Here is a 15075-nt window from a genome sequence, read left to right as displayed (position 1 = left end):
ATGGGAAGCCATAATGACGGAACACGACAAATCCTCCGCCGTGGTTGAAGAGACCAGGGAGACTGTGGAGACGACGCCACAGCCAGAGACGACAGAGAAAACCGCTGAGAAGAAAAACGGCAGCAACAAAACGAGCCTCACGCTGAGCGCGATTGCCATCGCCATCGCGCTGGCAGCAGGGGTTGGCCTGTACGGTCTGGTGAAACAACAGGGCGCTAACCAGACGTCCACCAGCGATGCGCTGGTGAATCAGCTCACTGCCCTGCAAAAAGAGCAGGAGACGCAGAAAACCGAGCTGGAAGCCGTGATTAAGCAGCAGGCCGCTGCGCTTGCCGAAGCGAACAGCAAACAGGAAGAGCTGACCAAACAGCTGGGTGAAGTACAGCAGAAAGTCGCCACCATTTCCGGCACCGATGCCAAAACCTGGCTGCTCTCGCAGGCCGACTTCCTGGTGAAGCTCGCCGGACGTAAGCTCTGGAGCGATCAGGACGTCACCACTGCCGCGGCGCTGCTGAAAAGCGCCGATGCGAGCCTGGCAGACATGAACGATCCAAGCCTTATCACCGCCCGTCGCGCGATCACCGAAGACATCGCCAGCCTCTCCGCCGTCACACAGGTGGACTACGACGGCATTATCCTCAAGGTGAATCAGCTTTCGAATCAGATTGATAACCTGCAGCTGGCGGATAACAACGACGACGACTCCCCGATGGATTCCGACGGTACCGAACTTTCCAGCTCGCTGAGCGAATGGCGCATAAACCTGCAGAAAAGCTGGCAGAACTTTATGGACAGCTTTATCACTATCCGCCGTCGCGACGAAACCGCCGTACCGCTGCTCGCCCCGAACCAGGACATCTATCTGCGCGAGAACATTCGTTCCCGTCTGCTGGTGGCGGCGCAGGCCGTACCGCGTCATCAGGAAGAGACCTATAAGCAGGCGCTGGATAACGTCTCAACGTGGGTCCGCGCCTACTACAACACCGATGATGCGACGACCACCGCCTTCCTCGAAGACATTGATAAGCTGAGCCAGCAGAACATCACCATGAACGTGCCGGATAAGCTGGCCAGCCAGCCGATTCTGGAGAAGCTGATGCAAACGCGCGTGCGTAATCTGCTGGCACAGCCGGGCGTACCGGCAGAGCAGACGAGCGGAGCAGCACCTGCTCCGGCTCCTGCGCCTGAAAGCGCACCGCAGGGAGAGTAATGATGCTAAAAGTCCTCTTACTCTTCATCCTGCTGATCGCCGGGATCGTGCTGGGCCCCATGCTTGCGGGTCATCAGGGTTACGTCCTGATCCAGACCGATAACTACAACATTGAAACCAGCGTAACGGGTTTGACGATCATTCTGATCCTCGGCGTGGTGGTGCTGCTTGCGATCGAGTGGATCCTGCGCCGTATTTTCCGTACCGGTGCCCATACGCGCGGCTGGTTCGTTGGCCGCAAGCGCCGCCGCGCCCGTAAACAGACCGAGCAGGCGCTGCTTAAGCTCGCAGAGGGTGATTATCAGCAGGTTGAAAAGCTGATGTCGAAAAACGCCGACCACGCCGAACAGCCGGTGGTGAACTATCTGCTGGCGGCCGAAGCAGCGCAGCAGCGCGGTGATGAAGCACGCGCCAATCAGCACCTGGAACGGGCGGCTGAGCTGGCTCACGGCGACCCGATTCCGGTGGAAATCACGCGCGTTCGTCTGCAGCTGGCACGTAATGAGAATCACGCGGCTCGCCACGGCATCGACCGCCTGCTGGAAGTCGCACCACGTCATCCGGAAGTGCTGCGCCTTGCCGAGCAGGCCTACATCCGTACCGGCGCCTGGGGCTCACTGCTGGACATCATTCCTTCCATGGCGAAGGCCGAGGTGGGCGACGATGAACATCGTGATGAGCTTCAGCGTCTGGCGTGGATAGGCCTGATGGATCAGGCGCGCGCTGACCTGGGCAGCGACGGTCTGAAAACGTGGTGGAAGAATCAGAGCCGGAAAACGCGTCAGCAGGTTCCTCTGCAGGTGGCGATGGCGGAACATCTTATTGAATGTGACGATCACGACACGGCTCAGGAGATCCTCCTCGACGGTCTGAAGCGCCAGTACGACGATCGTCTGGTGATGGTGATCCCGCGCCTGAAAACCAACAATCCTGAGCAAATCGAAAAAGTGCTGCGTCAGCAGATTAAAACTGTTGGCGATCGTCCACTGCTGTGGAGCACGCTCGGCCAGTCGTTGATGAAGCACGGCGAATGGCAGGAGGCAAGCCTCGCCTTCCGTGCAGCGCTCAAGCAGCGTCCGGACGCGTTTGACTACGCATGGCTTGCCGATACGCTGGACAAGCAGCATAAGCCGGAAGAAGCGGCCGCCATGCGCCGTGATGGGTTGCTGTTGACGCTGCAAAATAACGGTACGCAGCAGTAATTAATCAGGAGGCCAGATGGCCTCCTTTTTTTATCGCCTTTCTCCTGCTACATTCTTTACACCCGCATCCGCAAACGAACCCGCCAATGTAACGATGTCTTTTCATTAACTTTTTTTCACACACGCGCACATTCTGCAGCGTGGATTAAATCGTTTTTGAAAGGAAATCGTCATGAACTCGCTTTTATATACGCTTATTGAAGCGCTGCGCGGCCACCGCTGGCTGCGCCTGCTTGCCTGTGCTTTTATCTTTTCTTCGTTGGGGAATGGCTTAACCCAGGTTGTGGTCTTCGGCTTGCTGTTAGCGTGGTCGGCCTCGCCTGCTCTGCTAACCCTTGCTTTTCTTTTCGCTACGGTACCGGGATTTATCGGCAGTACGATCGGCGAAAAGCTGTGCTCACGCTGTTCTCCAATATCCCTGCTGATACTGACCGAAGGGCTGGGCCTGCTCGCCCTGCTCTTTCCCCTGCTTGGTGTGGGTTATCACAGCGTTGCCGCATTACTCGCCGTACAATCCACCGAGGCGCTGCTCAGCGGGATGAGCTGGCCCGCGCTGACGTTGCTCTTCAAGCGCGGCCTCAGTGAAGCAGAGCTGCCTGCTGCGACCTGTCTGGAAAATGTGATTTTTGCCTCGCAGGTATTGTTAGGGACCGGCCTGGGCGTGGTGCTGTTCCAGAAGACTTCCGTGTTTACCCTGCTGGCCATTGATGCCGCCAGCTTTCTCGGGTCACTGCTCATGCTATGGCTGGCTGGACGCCGGTTTTCTGCGCCATCACTCACGCCCCCCGAGGAAGAGGAGGCCCCTGCGGCATTACGCTGGCGGACGTTGACCGTTCGGCAGAAACGCAGCCTGCTCATCCTGCCGTCGCTGGCGGCCGTCGGCTCACCGGCCATGGCGCTGCTTCCGGCGCTGGCACAGCAAATCCATCCTCAGGATGCGGCGGGGCTTGCTCTGCCGCTGCTTTTCGCAAGGAGCATGGGACAACTTTGCGGCCCCATGCTGATAAAAAAAGAGAGCCTGACGCGCTTTGCCGCTCACACGCCGCGCATCATCGTTTGTCTCGGTATCTTTCTGACCGGTTATGGTGTGCTGCCGTTTTTGTCCGGGTGGACGGCATGTGCGCTGAGCATGATCTTTATCGCGCATCTGGCCTCGAATATTCTCTTCGCAGCGGGCACGTTTGGCGTACTCAGTAGTTTTCATCTCACGCAAACCGCTTCAGCCAGTGGGAAAGCCTGGCGCTGGCAAACGCTCAGCGCCTCTCTTTTCACCGGTATTGCAGCGATGGTGGCTGTTGGGCTTGGCTCAGTGCTGGCGCTCTATACGGTCTCGTCAGTTGCCCTGCTGTTGGTCGCCCTGATCATGCGCAGGTATCGGGAATAAGGCATAAAAAAACGCCTGCTATAAAAGCAGGCGTTAAAACAGGTCTGTAAGACAACATATTTGGTGCTTCACTCAACGTTATGTCCATGGTGTCTGATGAGGCCGAAGCGACATCTGTCAGTGGACGATAAGCACCGTAAATGGCTCTGCGTCATTCCTGAGTTTATGAGGCACTAAGGCGAACATAAGAGATGGAATGAGCATCTACACGCATATTATTGCACGTAACGTGCCAACATGACACCCAGAACTTTTACATGACGCAACATTTTAAGATAAAAGGAAATTATGCTGTTAAGTGCCGTCTTAAGCTCCACAACGTATCGGGAAAAGGCGGGAAGATGTCGCCAGGAGGAGACAGCAAAACCCATAAACAGTTATTTACCTAACTTTCAATGAGTTATATGTCGCTGGATTGCGACAATGAAAAAGGACGTTGTGGGGGAATGACGACAGGGATGAAGAATTGCAGAAAACAAAAAACCCCGCCGAAGCGGGGTTCAAAATTGGTCGGCGAGAGAGGATTCGAACCTCCGACCCACTGGTCCCAAACCAGTTGCGCTACCAAGCTGCGCTACTCGCCGATGTACTGCTTTTTGAATTTTTAGTTCAATTCATTTAAAAAGTCGTGGTGCGAGGGGGGGGACTCGAACCCCCACATCCAAAGGACACTAACACCTGAAGCTAGCGCGTCTACCAATTCCGCCACCTTCGCAATTCACAACTCTTTCAAATAATGGGGTGGCTAATGGGATTCGAACCCACGACAACTGGAATCACAATCCAGGGCTCTACCAACTGAGCTATAGCCACCACTGTATTCTTTCACGCGGTACTGACTACTTCTCAGACCACCGCAGCTCCAGCACCGGGTTAATGGTGCGCCCGACAGGATTCGAACCTGAGACCTCTGCCTCCGGAGGGCAGCGCTCTATCCAGCTGAGCTACGGGCGCTTAGCGCCGTTGCGGGGCTGGATATTACGTACCTCCGTCCCCGCTGTCTAGTGCTTTTTTGAAAAAAATGCGCGTTTGGTTATGGTTTGCACATTTTGCCGCTTATTCCTCCACTTTCTGCGTGGTGGCACGGCGACCCAGGCCAAAAAGCTTATATGCGGCCGTCACAGCCGCCAGGAAGATCACCCCGACAAACAGCGACATGCGGGTATCTTCATTAAAGTACATCCCGATTAATACGCAAATCAGGAACGCCATCGTCAAATAGTTCGCATACGGGAACAGAATTGAGCGGAACGGATGGCTTTCAATCGCCTTTTTGTGCGCATGACGGAAGCGCAGCTGGCTGATGAGGATAACAAACCACGGCACCATGCCCGGCAGTACGCTGGCGCTGTAGACGTAAACGAACACGCGCTGCGGGTTAGGTATGATGTAATTCAGGCAAGAGCCAATCAGCAGGATCGCAATGGAGACCGCCACCCCCGCCACCGGCACCCCGGCACGTGAGACTTTACTCATCGCCGCAGGCAACTGGTTGTTCTTCGAGAGCGCATAGAGCATACGTCCGCAGCTGTACATCCCACTGTTACAGCCTGACAACGCTGCCGTCAGGACCACAAAGTTGATGATACCCGCCGCCGCCGTGATACCAATTTTGGCGAAGGTTAAAACAAACGGGCTGCCGGTCGTGCCAATTTCGTTCCACGGGAAGATGGTTACGATAACGAAGATTGCACCCACATAGAAAATCAGGATGCGCCACAGCACTTTGCCTACCGCGCTACGCAGCGTGACCTGCGGGTTTTTCGCTTCACCGGCGGTAATGCCGATCAGCTCCACGCCCTGATACGAGGCCACAACGATACACAGCGCCGTCAGGAAGCCCTTCCAGCCGCCAGCGAAGAAGCCGCCGTTTTCGGTCAGGTTGCCAAAGCCGATAGCATGTCCACCGTTGCCAAAGCCGAAGAAAATCACGCCCAGGCCGACGACAATCATCACGATAATCGTGGTGACTTTGATCATTGCGAACCAGAACTCAATTTCACCGTAAAGGCGCACGGCGGCCAGGTTTGCCAGCGCCACCAGCCCCACGGCAATGAGCGCGGGTATCCACTGGACCATGTCCGGGAACCAGAACTGGACGTAGACCCCTATCGCGGTAATCTCTGAGATGCCAACCGCCATCCACATAAACCAGTATGACCAGGCCGTCAGGTAGCCAAAGAACGGGCTCATATAACGATGCGCGTAAACGGCGAACGAGCCGGTTACCGGTTCCAGGAAGAGCATTTCGCCCATGGAACGCATAATGAAGAAAACAAACAGCCCGGCGATAATATACGCCAGTAATACGGAAGGGCCTGCCCATTTGAGCGTACTTGCGGAGCCCATAAACAGGCCCACGCCGATAGTGCCGCCCAGCGCTATCAGTTCAATATGACGAGCTTCCAGCCCACGCTGTAGCTCCGGTTTTTTCTCTGCCATAGATCCTCGATTGTGTTTGCTGTTTCCCGGCTTAAGACCGGGTATTGTTTTTTAGGGGTACTAAAATACGGAGCGAATGGTTTCTTAAAATCGGCCAAATGGCAAACGATGCATTAAAAAAATGAATGCATTGCACAGATTGTCAGCAGTTTTGCAGGCGAGTTGCAGCGCGAATAGCATATCGCGCTACATTTTGATTACATTTTCCCGGTGTAATGCCAGGCGAGGTAGCGAAGCAGACGGATCTGTCGTTTAATGCGCGTCGGTTGCGATAGCAGACGGTACAGCCACTCCAGCCCCAGATTTTGCCAGACCCTGGGCGCACGCTTAACGTGGCCGGTAAAGACATCGTACGTACCGCCAACGCCCATGTAGAGGGCATCCGGACAGACCAGACGGCAGTCACGCATCAGGATCTCCTGGCGTGGGGACCCCATCGCCACGGTGACAATTTTCGCCCCGCTGTCACGAACCCGCTCAAACAGCGCCTGCCGATCTTCCGGTTTGAAGTAACCATCCTGGCTGCCGACGATATTAACATTCCATTGACGACGCAGTTTCTCCTCCGTCTGGGCCAGTATCTCCGGCTTACCGCCAATCAGGAACACGGGCGTGTTCTGCGCACCTGCGCGGGCCATAAGCTGCTCCCAGAGATCGGCCCCCGCCACGCGGGAAACATTAGCGTCAGGATACTTTTTACGGATAGAGCGGACCACGCTGATCCCGTCCGCATATTTAAATTCAGCCGCTTCAATCAGGCTTTTGACTTCCGCGTTATCCTCAACCGCCAGCATTTTTTCCGCGTTGATAGCCACCAGCGTACCGGATTTCATCTGGCCGTCGGCAAACAGAAAGTCCAGCGCGTGCTGCATGTCGCGCCAGCCAATAAGCTGCAGGCCACGTAGCGCATAGCGCGGTGCAGAAATTTTATCAGTCATTACTATCCTTACTCAGACTTGCGACAGCGTTGTGCTGCCCTGCCGCTCGCGCTTGTGCACAAGCCCTGCGCTGTCAAACAGCCAGTACAGCAGTTTGGCCAGTAACAGGCAGACGCCAAAAACGACCATGAAGAACACCACGCGCGACACGAATGAATCCAACCCTTCGCGCGCCAGCACGATCATATTGAAAATGGCACCAAAGCAGAAACTGTGCAAAATGGCGGCTTTATAGCGGTTGGTCTCTTCGTTGCCCCGCACGTAAAGCCAGTCGAACCACTTAATAATCAGCCCCACGGCAACCGCCCCGGGCAGAATGAACCACGCCCCGCCCATCACCACCAGGGAACCAATCAGCGTTGGCGAGATTGCCAGACCGGAATGGTTGTTCAGCACTTCCCAGGTAAAATAGTTCGCGGTATTGAGCACCACACCAGGCCGGTCCGGCCAAAGCCAGGAAGGGATAAAGACGTAGAAGTCGCGAACAATTGGCGCCAGCCCCTGGAAATCAATCTTGTCGTAGTTTTGCAGCAGCAATGCCAGGTTTTCCCACGGCGAGAACGTATCGCGCGTCAGGTAGAGGAACGTGTAAAACGCCTCATCTCCCGCCACGTTCATCCCGTAACGCTTCAGCGCGAGCCAGAACATCCCCACTATGCCAAACACCCCTGCCGCAACCAGCATCCACAGCGAGATCCAGCCGCGAATGATGCCGATAAACAGGAAGATGGCGAAGGCGATAATAATGTTCGCGCGCGTACCGCCCACAATCATGTAGGTCAGGATGCCAAACGCGACGGTGCTGACCAGGAAGAACAGCCACGCTTTGCTGTCCTGACGCAGGAAAAAGATCACCAGCATCGCCGGAATGAAGAAGTAGAAGAAACGCTTAAGCGCCACGCCCGAGACTTCGGCCGAAAAAATCTGGCTGTAGGAGTGGAGCTTAAACAGCAGGAAGCCGTTATGCATGAAGAAGATACCGACGCTGACCAGGGCGATGGTCATCAGCATCACCCACGTCAGGTGGGTCTCCACCCGATTCATGGTAAAAAGCGCCCGACGCGGGGCTGTAGCCTGCGCTGAACGCAGACGCGTTTTATAGGTAACGTAGTAGACCGCATAGAAACAGGTCGCCGCCAGAAGCGCCTGGAGCAGGATTTCCGGCGGCGCGACGCTCACGTCAAAACGGAAGACCAGAATGCTGGTGAGCGGGAAGCCGAAAAAGAAGGTCAGCAGAAACAGTAACGAGAAGAATACGTTAAAGTTGAAGCGTACCCGGCGGAATTCAAACCAGGTAAGCGTGGCGATAAACAGGGTGCTCAGAAGCCAGACAACCAGTAACCCGCTGAATTGCAACTGACTCATGCTTTGTCTCCTGACGCGATACGCAGCGCACGGTGCCACGGCGTGAGGTAATTCGGGCTGAAAAAATCGATGCTATTTTTATCCACCAGCGTGAGCTGGCGTTGAGCTTCCCGTACCACCTCGACATTCAGCGTGTCTGAGGTAAACAGCACCGGAATATGCTGCTCGGCCATGTCCTGCCAGAACGGGTTGTCGCGGTTGAGCACGCACGGTACCCCCGCCTGAATCAGCAGACACAGCGTGCCGATTCCCTGCTGTCGGGCAAAGATGAAATAGCCAAGATCGCATTTTCTCAGCAGCGCAAGATATTCATCAAATTCCAGCTTATCGCTAAGGATGTGCAGATTTTCTGCGCTAAACAGCGCAAGTCCCTGTTGACGAACCTCATCAATATAGGCGTCGTTGTTGGCGGGATAGCCCATCGGCACCACCACGTTCACCGTGTCGCCAAACTGCTGATGCACCGCCCTGAGCGCCGCGGTGTGTTCGTTACTGCGATCGCCGGAATTCCCCACCAGGATCGTTAGCTTGCCTTCACGCACCGTGTCATTCGCCATGGCGTTCAGCGCCGGATCCATGCGGGTGGGGAAATAGAGGAGTTCTCCGCGCACGCTCGGGTGCTGTTTAGCAAAATAGTTGAGATCGCCACGGGTGGCAAACACACAGCCCACGCGCCCCTGCGCCATGCGGCGCAGCGGATAGAAAAGACGGAATTTCCAGCCGCGGGAGACTTCGTAGAGATCGGCTCCCCAGATATGCCAGCTGCACTGGGAGGGTTTAATCCCCCCGCTGAGAAGCGCCAGCCACAGGCCTGTATTAAACTGCCCGTGGAAAAAGAAACGTTGCTCGCGGTCCGCTTTCGCTCTGGCAACAACCGCCTTCGCCAGCGAGGCCTTATCCGGCCAGAAGCGAATAGCGAGCGCCGGAAATGCTGCGCTCAGGCCCTTATCCTGACCTGCAACCATAAACTCACGCGCATCAGGATTACCTGATGCCAGCTCGTCGTTGAAGAACCGCAAAACGGTCTGGTTATGGTGTGGGATATCCGATCCCAGGATGTGAATCAGTGCAGTCATGCGCGTTTACGCCACAATAAAAATACGCCGCAACAGGCGGCGAAATAAACGATATAGGTTGCCATGTAGGCCTGAGCCGCCCCCAGCGCACCGTGCGCGGGTATCAGCCAGTGTGAAAATGCTGTCAGCAATGCAAACTGGCTAATTTCCGCCAGGATATACAGCCGCAGGGACGCTTTTGCAATCACCAGATAGCCGAAAACGTAAGCACCCACTTTCAGCACATCGCCGACCAGTTGCCAGGCAAACAGATCGCGCATGGCGGTGAACTTTGCCGAGAACAGCAGCCAGATGGCGACATCACGCAATAACCAGACGGTCAAGCTGGCAGCTGCAACCGCCGGCAACACAAAGCGCAGCGATCGGAAAATCTCGCGGGTAATATCCTGCCTGGACGTCAGACGCGATAATGTTGGCAACAAATAAACGCTAAAGGAAGCCGTAATAAACTGGAGGTAGGCGTCGGAAATGCTGCTTACGCCCTGCCAGATCCCCACTTCATCCCAGCTATAATGCGCCGCCAGCAGGTTTCGCATCATCACGTAGGCCACCGGCAGAGTGACGGAGGTGATGAGCGCCATCAGGGTAAATTTACCCAGCTGACTGGCAAGCACTTTATCCCATTGCGGTTTCAGGTAGCTCAGCGGGATGACGCCCCGACGCATCAGCATAAGCGCCGCAGGCACAACAACCAGAGCCGGGACCAGCGCCAGCCCAAGCAGCGCGCCTTCATAGCCTCCCAGGCGATAGCAGAAATAGTAGGCAATCACGCCGATGACGCTGCCCAGGATTAAGGCAAGCGCGTTCCCAGCAGCATCACGAAACCCTTTCATCAGCGCCAGCAGCAGGTTAGCCCAGGCAATGCCCATCTGAACCAACGCCACCAGACGCACCAGCCCCTGGTAATGGGTGTGCCCGAACAAGCCCTGGCTGATAGGGGCCGCCGCCAGCAGAAAGATAATTGCCATCAGGGTCGAAAAACCCGTGACCATCGCCGAAGAGGTGCCCACGACTCTGCGAAGCTGAGCCGCATCATCATGGTACTGCGCAACGTATTTGGTCACGCCGTTAAAAATACCGGCACCGGCCAGCACCCCAAGGACGGTGACTAGCTGGCGGAAATTACCCGCTAGTCCCACACCAGAGGGGCCAAATGAGACGGCCAGCAGCTTGACGACCAGCAGCCCGGCGCCAATTTTTACAAGCGTGGACGCGGCGGTCCACACCGATGCTTTTGCCAGAGACATATCAGCCGAAATAACTCAGAAGGGTATTAATCACCGTACGCTGGTTAACTGGCGCGAGGTTGTAGAACAGTGGCAGACGAAGCAAACGCTCACTTTCTTTGGTGGTGTAACGGTCTTCACCCGCGAACACCCCAAACGTTTCGCCCGCCGGGCTGGAGTGCAGCGGGATATAGTGGAATACCGCCATAATTTCGGCCTCTTTTAGCCAGGCAATGAGCTGGCTGCGGTCGTCGTTATCGCGCAGCTTGATGTAGAACATGTGCGCGTTGTGGACGCAATCAGCCGGAATGGTTGGCAGCTCAATACGCCCGGCTTTGGCCAGAGGCTCAAGGGCATCGTAATAGGTTTGCCACAGGGAGAGACGCTGCAGGTTGATACGTTCCGCCGCTTCCAGCTGCGCCCACAGGTACGCCGCCTGCAGATCCGCCATCAGATAGCTTGAACCAATATCGCGCCAGGTGTATTTGTCCACCTGCCCGCGGAAGAACTGGCTGCGGTTGGTGCCTTTTTCGCGGATCACTTCCGCACGCTCCACGAGCGCCCGGTCGTTAATCAGCGTCGCGCCACCTTCTCCGCCTGCCGTGTAGTTTTTGGTTTCGTGGAAGCTAAAGCAGCCGATGTGGCCGATGGTACCCAGCGCGCGTCCCTTGTAGGTAGACATCACGCCCTGCGCGGCATCTTCCACCACAAACAGATCATGTTTTTTGGCGATGGCCATGATGGTGTCCATTTCACAGGCCACGCCCGCGTAGTGAACCGGCACGATCGCGCGCGTTTTGTCAGTGATCGCCGCTTCAATCAGCGTCTCATCAATGTTCATGGTATCCGGGCGGATATCCACAAAGACGATTTTCGCCCCGCGCAGAACAAACGCGTTCGCGGTGGAAACGAAGGTATAGCTCGGCATGATCACTTCATCGCCGGGCTGGATATCCAGCAGCAGCGCCGCCATTTCCAGCGATGCCGTACAGGACGGGGTCAGCAGCACTTTGGCGCTGCGAAAACGCTGTTCCATCCACTGCTGACAGCGACGGGTAAAACCACCGTCACCGCAGAGTTTGCCGCTGCCCATGGCAGACTGCATATAGTCGAGTTCAGTTCCGACGACGGGTGGTGCGTTAAATGGAATCATCTTGTCACCTGTATAACCAGTAGGCGGTGGCGTCGATGTTGGCACCACTCGCAATATAACGTTTAAGCGCGGCGGTGTTGCCCAGTTGGGTCGCGACCCGCAGCGTCACAAGCTGTTGCTGCTGCGCCCAGTGCAGCGCCGCCTGCATGAGTTTCTCACCCATGCCGCGCCCGGCTAATAAGCCGATACGCGCCTCGCGCTCGTTGAGCTTACGCAGCGAGACGAACCCCTGGATTTGACCGTCCCCTGCACGGAAAACCAGGCAGACGTGGTCAAAGGTGCCTTTGACGGCATTCTCTATCCACTGGGCATAGAAACGCCCGCTATCGTCAGGTGCATACCAGGGCGCACGAAAGCGGCTCTGCGCAAACGCCCGGGCCGCCATCCGACGCAGCACGGGGATATCCTGTTCCGTTGCAATTTCCGCGCCGGACGCATCGTGCCGGGTGAGGGTAATGGAAAGATCGACCTCACCTTCAACCAGCTGAAAGCCGTGCTGCTGGAGCGCGTCAAGCAGATCGACGCGCTCCGCCGGGATCTTCGCCTGCACTCGTTGCCAGGCGATAAAATCCGATTCAGCCAGTACCGGCGCGTCATCGCGCAGACGCACGATGGCCGACGGCAGGCCGAAAAAAGCACTCTCCCACTGCAGGGACTCGAGTACCCCATTCAGGCTATTCAACGCCAGACACCTTTGGTATCCACAATATACTGCTGACGAACGGCATCGCCGGACGTCGCTTTAAACTCTTTATGATCCACCAGCAGCACCAGCACGTCCGCCGCCGCCAGCGCGTCGTCCAGCGCCGTCAGCGCGCAGTGTCCCGCCAGTTTTGCCGGTAATTCATGGATATTCGGCTCAACCACCAGCGTTTCGCCCTTGTGCCATTCGGCAATCATCTCGGCAATTTCCATCGCCGGGCTTTCACGCAGATCGTCAATATTGGGTTTAAATGCCAGACCAAAACAGGCAATTTTCAGCTCGCTGGCGCGCTTGCCGCTCTCTGCCAGACAATCCGCTACCGTCGCTTTAACCTGATTGAGCACCCAGTGAGGCTTGCTGTCGTTCACTTCACGCGCGGTGCGAATCAGACGCGCCTGCGCCGGATTCTGCGCCACGATAAACCACGGATCGACGGCGATACAGTGTCCGCCTACTCCCGGGCCTGGCTGGAGAATGTTGACGCGCGGATGGCGATTCGCCAGGCTAATCAGCTCCCAGACGTTAATCCCCTGATCGGCGCAGATCAGCGACAGTTCGTTCGCAAAAGCGATATTGACGTCGCGGAAGCTGTTTTCCGTCAGCTTGCACATCTCGGCGGTGCGGGAGTTGGTCACCACACACTCACCTTCCAGGAAAATCTTGTACAGCGCGCTGGCACGTTCGGAACAGACGGGCGTCATACCGCCAATGACGCGGTCGTTTTTAATCAGTTCGACCATGACCTGGCCCGGCAGCACGCGCTCCGGACAGTAGGCGATGTTGATATCCGCCTGCTCCCCCACCTGCTGCGGGAAGCTTAAATCAGGGCGCGCGTCGGCCAGCCACTGTGCCATCTGCTCGGTAGCACCAACCGGAGAGGTCGATTCCAGGATCACCAGTGCCCCTTTCTTCAGCACAGGTGCGATGGATTTTGCCGCCGCCTCGACAAAAGCCATGTCGGGCTCGTGGTCACCTTTAAAGGGTGTTGGAACGGCAATCAGGTAGGCATCTGCTTCCACAGGGGTCGTGCTGGCACGCAGGAAGCCTCCGTCCACAGCCTCTTTCACCACGCGGTCAAGATCGGGCTCGACAATATGAATTTCGCCACGGTTAATGGTTTCCACCGCGCGTGCGTTGATATCCACACCGACAACCTGTTTTTGACGAGAGGCAAACGCCGCCGCGGTGGGCAAGCCAATGTAGCCAAGACCAATGACAGAGATGGTAGTAAAACTCATAGCGATACCCGATTGTGTTTAAGTGCATGCAAAATACGACCACAAGCCTGCCCGTCGCCATACGGATTATGGGCCCGGCTCATCGCCTGATACGCTTCATCGTCGTGCAGCAGGCGCGTGACCTCTTCGACGATCAGCTGTGCGTTGGTGCCGACCAGACGCACCGTACCGGCTTTGACGGCTTCCGGACGTTCGGTCGTTTCACGCATCACCAGTACCGGTTTGCCGAGGGATGGCGCTTCCTCCTGGATGCCGCCGGAATCGGTGAGGATCAGCCAGGCATGGTTCATCAGCCAGACAAACGGCATGTAGTCCTGAGGTTCAATCAGAAGGACATTTTCGACATGGCCCAGGATCCGGTTAACCGGCTCGCTGACGTTAGGATTGAGATGGACCGGATAAACAATTTGCACATCGTCGTTTTGCGCGGCGATTTCAGCCAGCGCATGGCAGATTTGCTCAAAACCCCGGCCAAAGCTTTCGCGTCGATGACCAGTGACCAGAATGGTTTTTTTGCCGTTGTGGAGGAACGGATAGCGGGCTGCGAGCTCTTTCTGAAGATCGCTATTTGCCAGGACGCGGTCACGTACCCAAATTAACGCGTCAATGACCGTATTGCCGGTCACAAAGATTTTATTATCGACGATATTTTCACGCAGCAGGTTTTGACGAGAATTTTCCGTTGGCGCAAAGTGGTACATCGCCAGATGGCCCGTTAACGTGCGGTTGGCCTCTTCCGGCCACGGTGAATAAAGATTGCCGGTACGCAGCCCCGCCTCAACATGTCCCACGGGAATTCGCTGGTAGAACGCGGCCAGGCTTGTCGCCACGGTAGTGGTGGTATCACCGTGTACCAGCACCACGTCAGGCTTAAATGACTCCAGGATCGGCTTGAGATCTTGCAGTATGCGGCAGGTTATTTCCGTCAAACCTTGCCCCGGTTTCATAATATTGAGGTCGTAATCCGGGACGATGGAAAAGAGCGTTAAGACCTGGTCGAGCATCTCCCGGTGCTGGGCCGTGACGCACACTTTTGCTTCAATATCAGGATCGCTGGCCAGCGCATGAACCAGAGGCGCCATCTTAATGGCCTCCGGCCTGGTGCCAAATACGGTAAGTACTTTCACATCGATTCTCT

The 15075-nt window shown here is 56.3% G+C and carries 12 protein-coding genes and 4 tRNA genes; 3 read left to right on the top strand and 13 right to left on the bottom strand.

Annotation, left to right across the window (positions count from 1 at the left end):
* Positions 1–13 precede the first annotated feature (13 nt).
* The 3 genes from hemX to AC0TN7_RS02970 all read left to right on the top strand — a co-directional run bounded on the left by hemX (position 14) and on the right by AC0TN7_RS02970 (position 3796).
* Positions 14–1210 carry a uroporphyrinogen-III C-methyltransferase gene (hemX, locus tag AC0TN7_RS02980; protein ID WP_048989626.1) on the top strand — a complete coding sequence of 399 codons (1197 nt, stop codon included), beginning with the start codon at positions 14–16 and terminating at the stop codon, positions 1208–1210.
* Between the two features lie 2 nt (positions 1211–1212).
* On the top strand, positions 1213–2412 hold the full coding sequence (gene hemY, locus AC0TN7_RS02975) for a protoheme IX biogenesis protein HemY (RefSeq protein WP_061716313.1): 1200 nt from the start codon (positions 1213–1215) through the stop codon (positions 2410–2412).
* A gap of 172 nt (positions 2413–2584) precedes the next feature.
* A complete protein-coding gene (locus AC0TN7_RS02970; protein ID WP_090420912.1) occupies positions 2585–3796 on the top strand; it encodes an MFS transporter in 1212 nt (403 codons plus the stop codon).
* Between the two features lie 507 nt (positions 3797–4303).
* On the opposite strand, the gene AC0TN7_RS02965 is transcribed toward AC0TN7_RS02970, so the two are convergent.
* The 13 genes from AC0TN7_RS02965 to wecB form a co-directional block, all read right to left on the bottom strand.
* A tRNA-Pro gene (locus tag AC0TN7_RS02965) sits at positions 4304–4380 on the bottom strand.
* A gap of 45 nt (positions 4381–4425) precedes the next feature.
* Positions 4426–4511 (bottom strand) — tRNA-Leu (locus AC0TN7_RS02960).
* A gap of 22 nt (positions 4512–4533) precedes the next feature.
* Positions 4534–4609, bottom strand: a tRNA-His gene (locus AC0TN7_RS02955).
* Positions 4610–4673: 64 nt separating this feature from the next.
* Positions 4674–4750: transfer RNA gene (locus AC0TN7_RS02950), tRNA-Arg, on the bottom strand.
* A gap of 102 nt (positions 4751–4852) precedes the next feature.
* Positions 4853–6238 (bottom strand): bifunctional threonine/serine APC transporter ThrP, encoded by a 1386-nt coding sequence (gene thrP / locus AC0TN7_RS02945; RefSeq protein ID WP_024907972.1) that lies wholly within the window; start codon positions 6236–6238, stop codon positions 4853–4855.
* Positions 6239–6435: 197 nt separating this feature from the next.
* Complete coding sequence (wecG, locus tag AC0TN7_RS02940) at positions 6436–7176, bottom strand: lipopolysaccharide N-acetylmannosaminouronosyltransferase (RefSeq protein ID WP_032646082.1); 741 nt, start codon at positions 7174–7176, stop codon at positions 6436–6438.
* 12 nt (positions 7177–7188) lie between these two features.
* A complete protein-coding gene (gene wzyE, locus AC0TN7_RS02935; RefSeq protein ID WP_048989608.1) occupies positions 7189–8541 on the bottom strand; it encodes an ECA oligosaccharide polymerase in 1353 nt (450 codons plus the stop codon).
* A complete protein-coding gene (locus tag AC0TN7_RS02930; RefSeq protein WP_024907969.1) occupies positions 8538–9617 on the bottom strand; it encodes a TDP-N-acetylfucosamine:lipid II N-acetylfucosaminyltransferase in 1080 nt (359 codons plus the stop codon). The genes wzyE and AC0TN7_RS02930 overlap by 4 nt, the downstream gene beginning before the upstream one ends.
* The gene (gene wzxE, locus AC0TN7_RS02925) at positions 9614–10864 is read right to left on the bottom strand and encodes a lipid III flippase WzxE (protein ID WP_148769915.1); all 1251 of its coding nucleotides are present in this window, start codon (positions 10862–10864) and stop codon (positions 9614–9616) included. Before wzxE ends, AC0TN7_RS02930 begins: the two co-directional genes overlap by 4 nt.
* Position 10865: 1 nt before the next feature.
* Positions 10866–11996 (bottom strand): dTDP-4-amino-4,6-dideoxygalactose transaminase, encoded by a 1131-nt coding sequence (gene rffA / locus AC0TN7_RS02920; protein WP_024907967.1) that lies wholly within the window; start codon positions 11994–11996, stop codon positions 10866–10868.
* Between the two features lie 4 nt (positions 11997–12000).
* A complete protein-coding gene (rffC, locus tag AC0TN7_RS02915) occupies positions 12001–12678 on the bottom strand; it encodes a dTDP-4-amino-4,6-dideoxy-D-galactose acyltransferase (protein WP_061716310.1) in 678 nt (225 codons plus the stop codon).
* Complete coding sequence (wecC, locus tag AC0TN7_RS02910; RefSeq protein ID WP_148769917.1) at positions 12675–13937, bottom strand: UDP-N-acetyl-D-mannosamine dehydrogenase; 1263 nt, start codon at positions 13935–13937, stop codon at positions 12675–12677. Before wecC ends, rffC begins: the two co-directional genes overlap by 4 nt.
* Positions 13934–15064 (bottom strand): non-hydrolyzing UDP-N-acetylglucosamine 2-epimerase, encoded by a 1131-nt coding sequence (gene wecB, locus AC0TN7_RS02905; RefSeq protein ID WP_267217774.1) that lies wholly within the window; start codon positions 15062–15064, stop codon positions 13934–13936. Before wecB ends, wecC begins: the two co-directional genes overlap by 4 nt.
* Positions 15065–15075: the final 11 nt, after the last annotated feature.

The organism is Enterobacter sp. PL_is511, from assembly GCF_055816065.1.
This window is presented reverse-complemented; position numbering and strand designations above follow the sequence as displayed.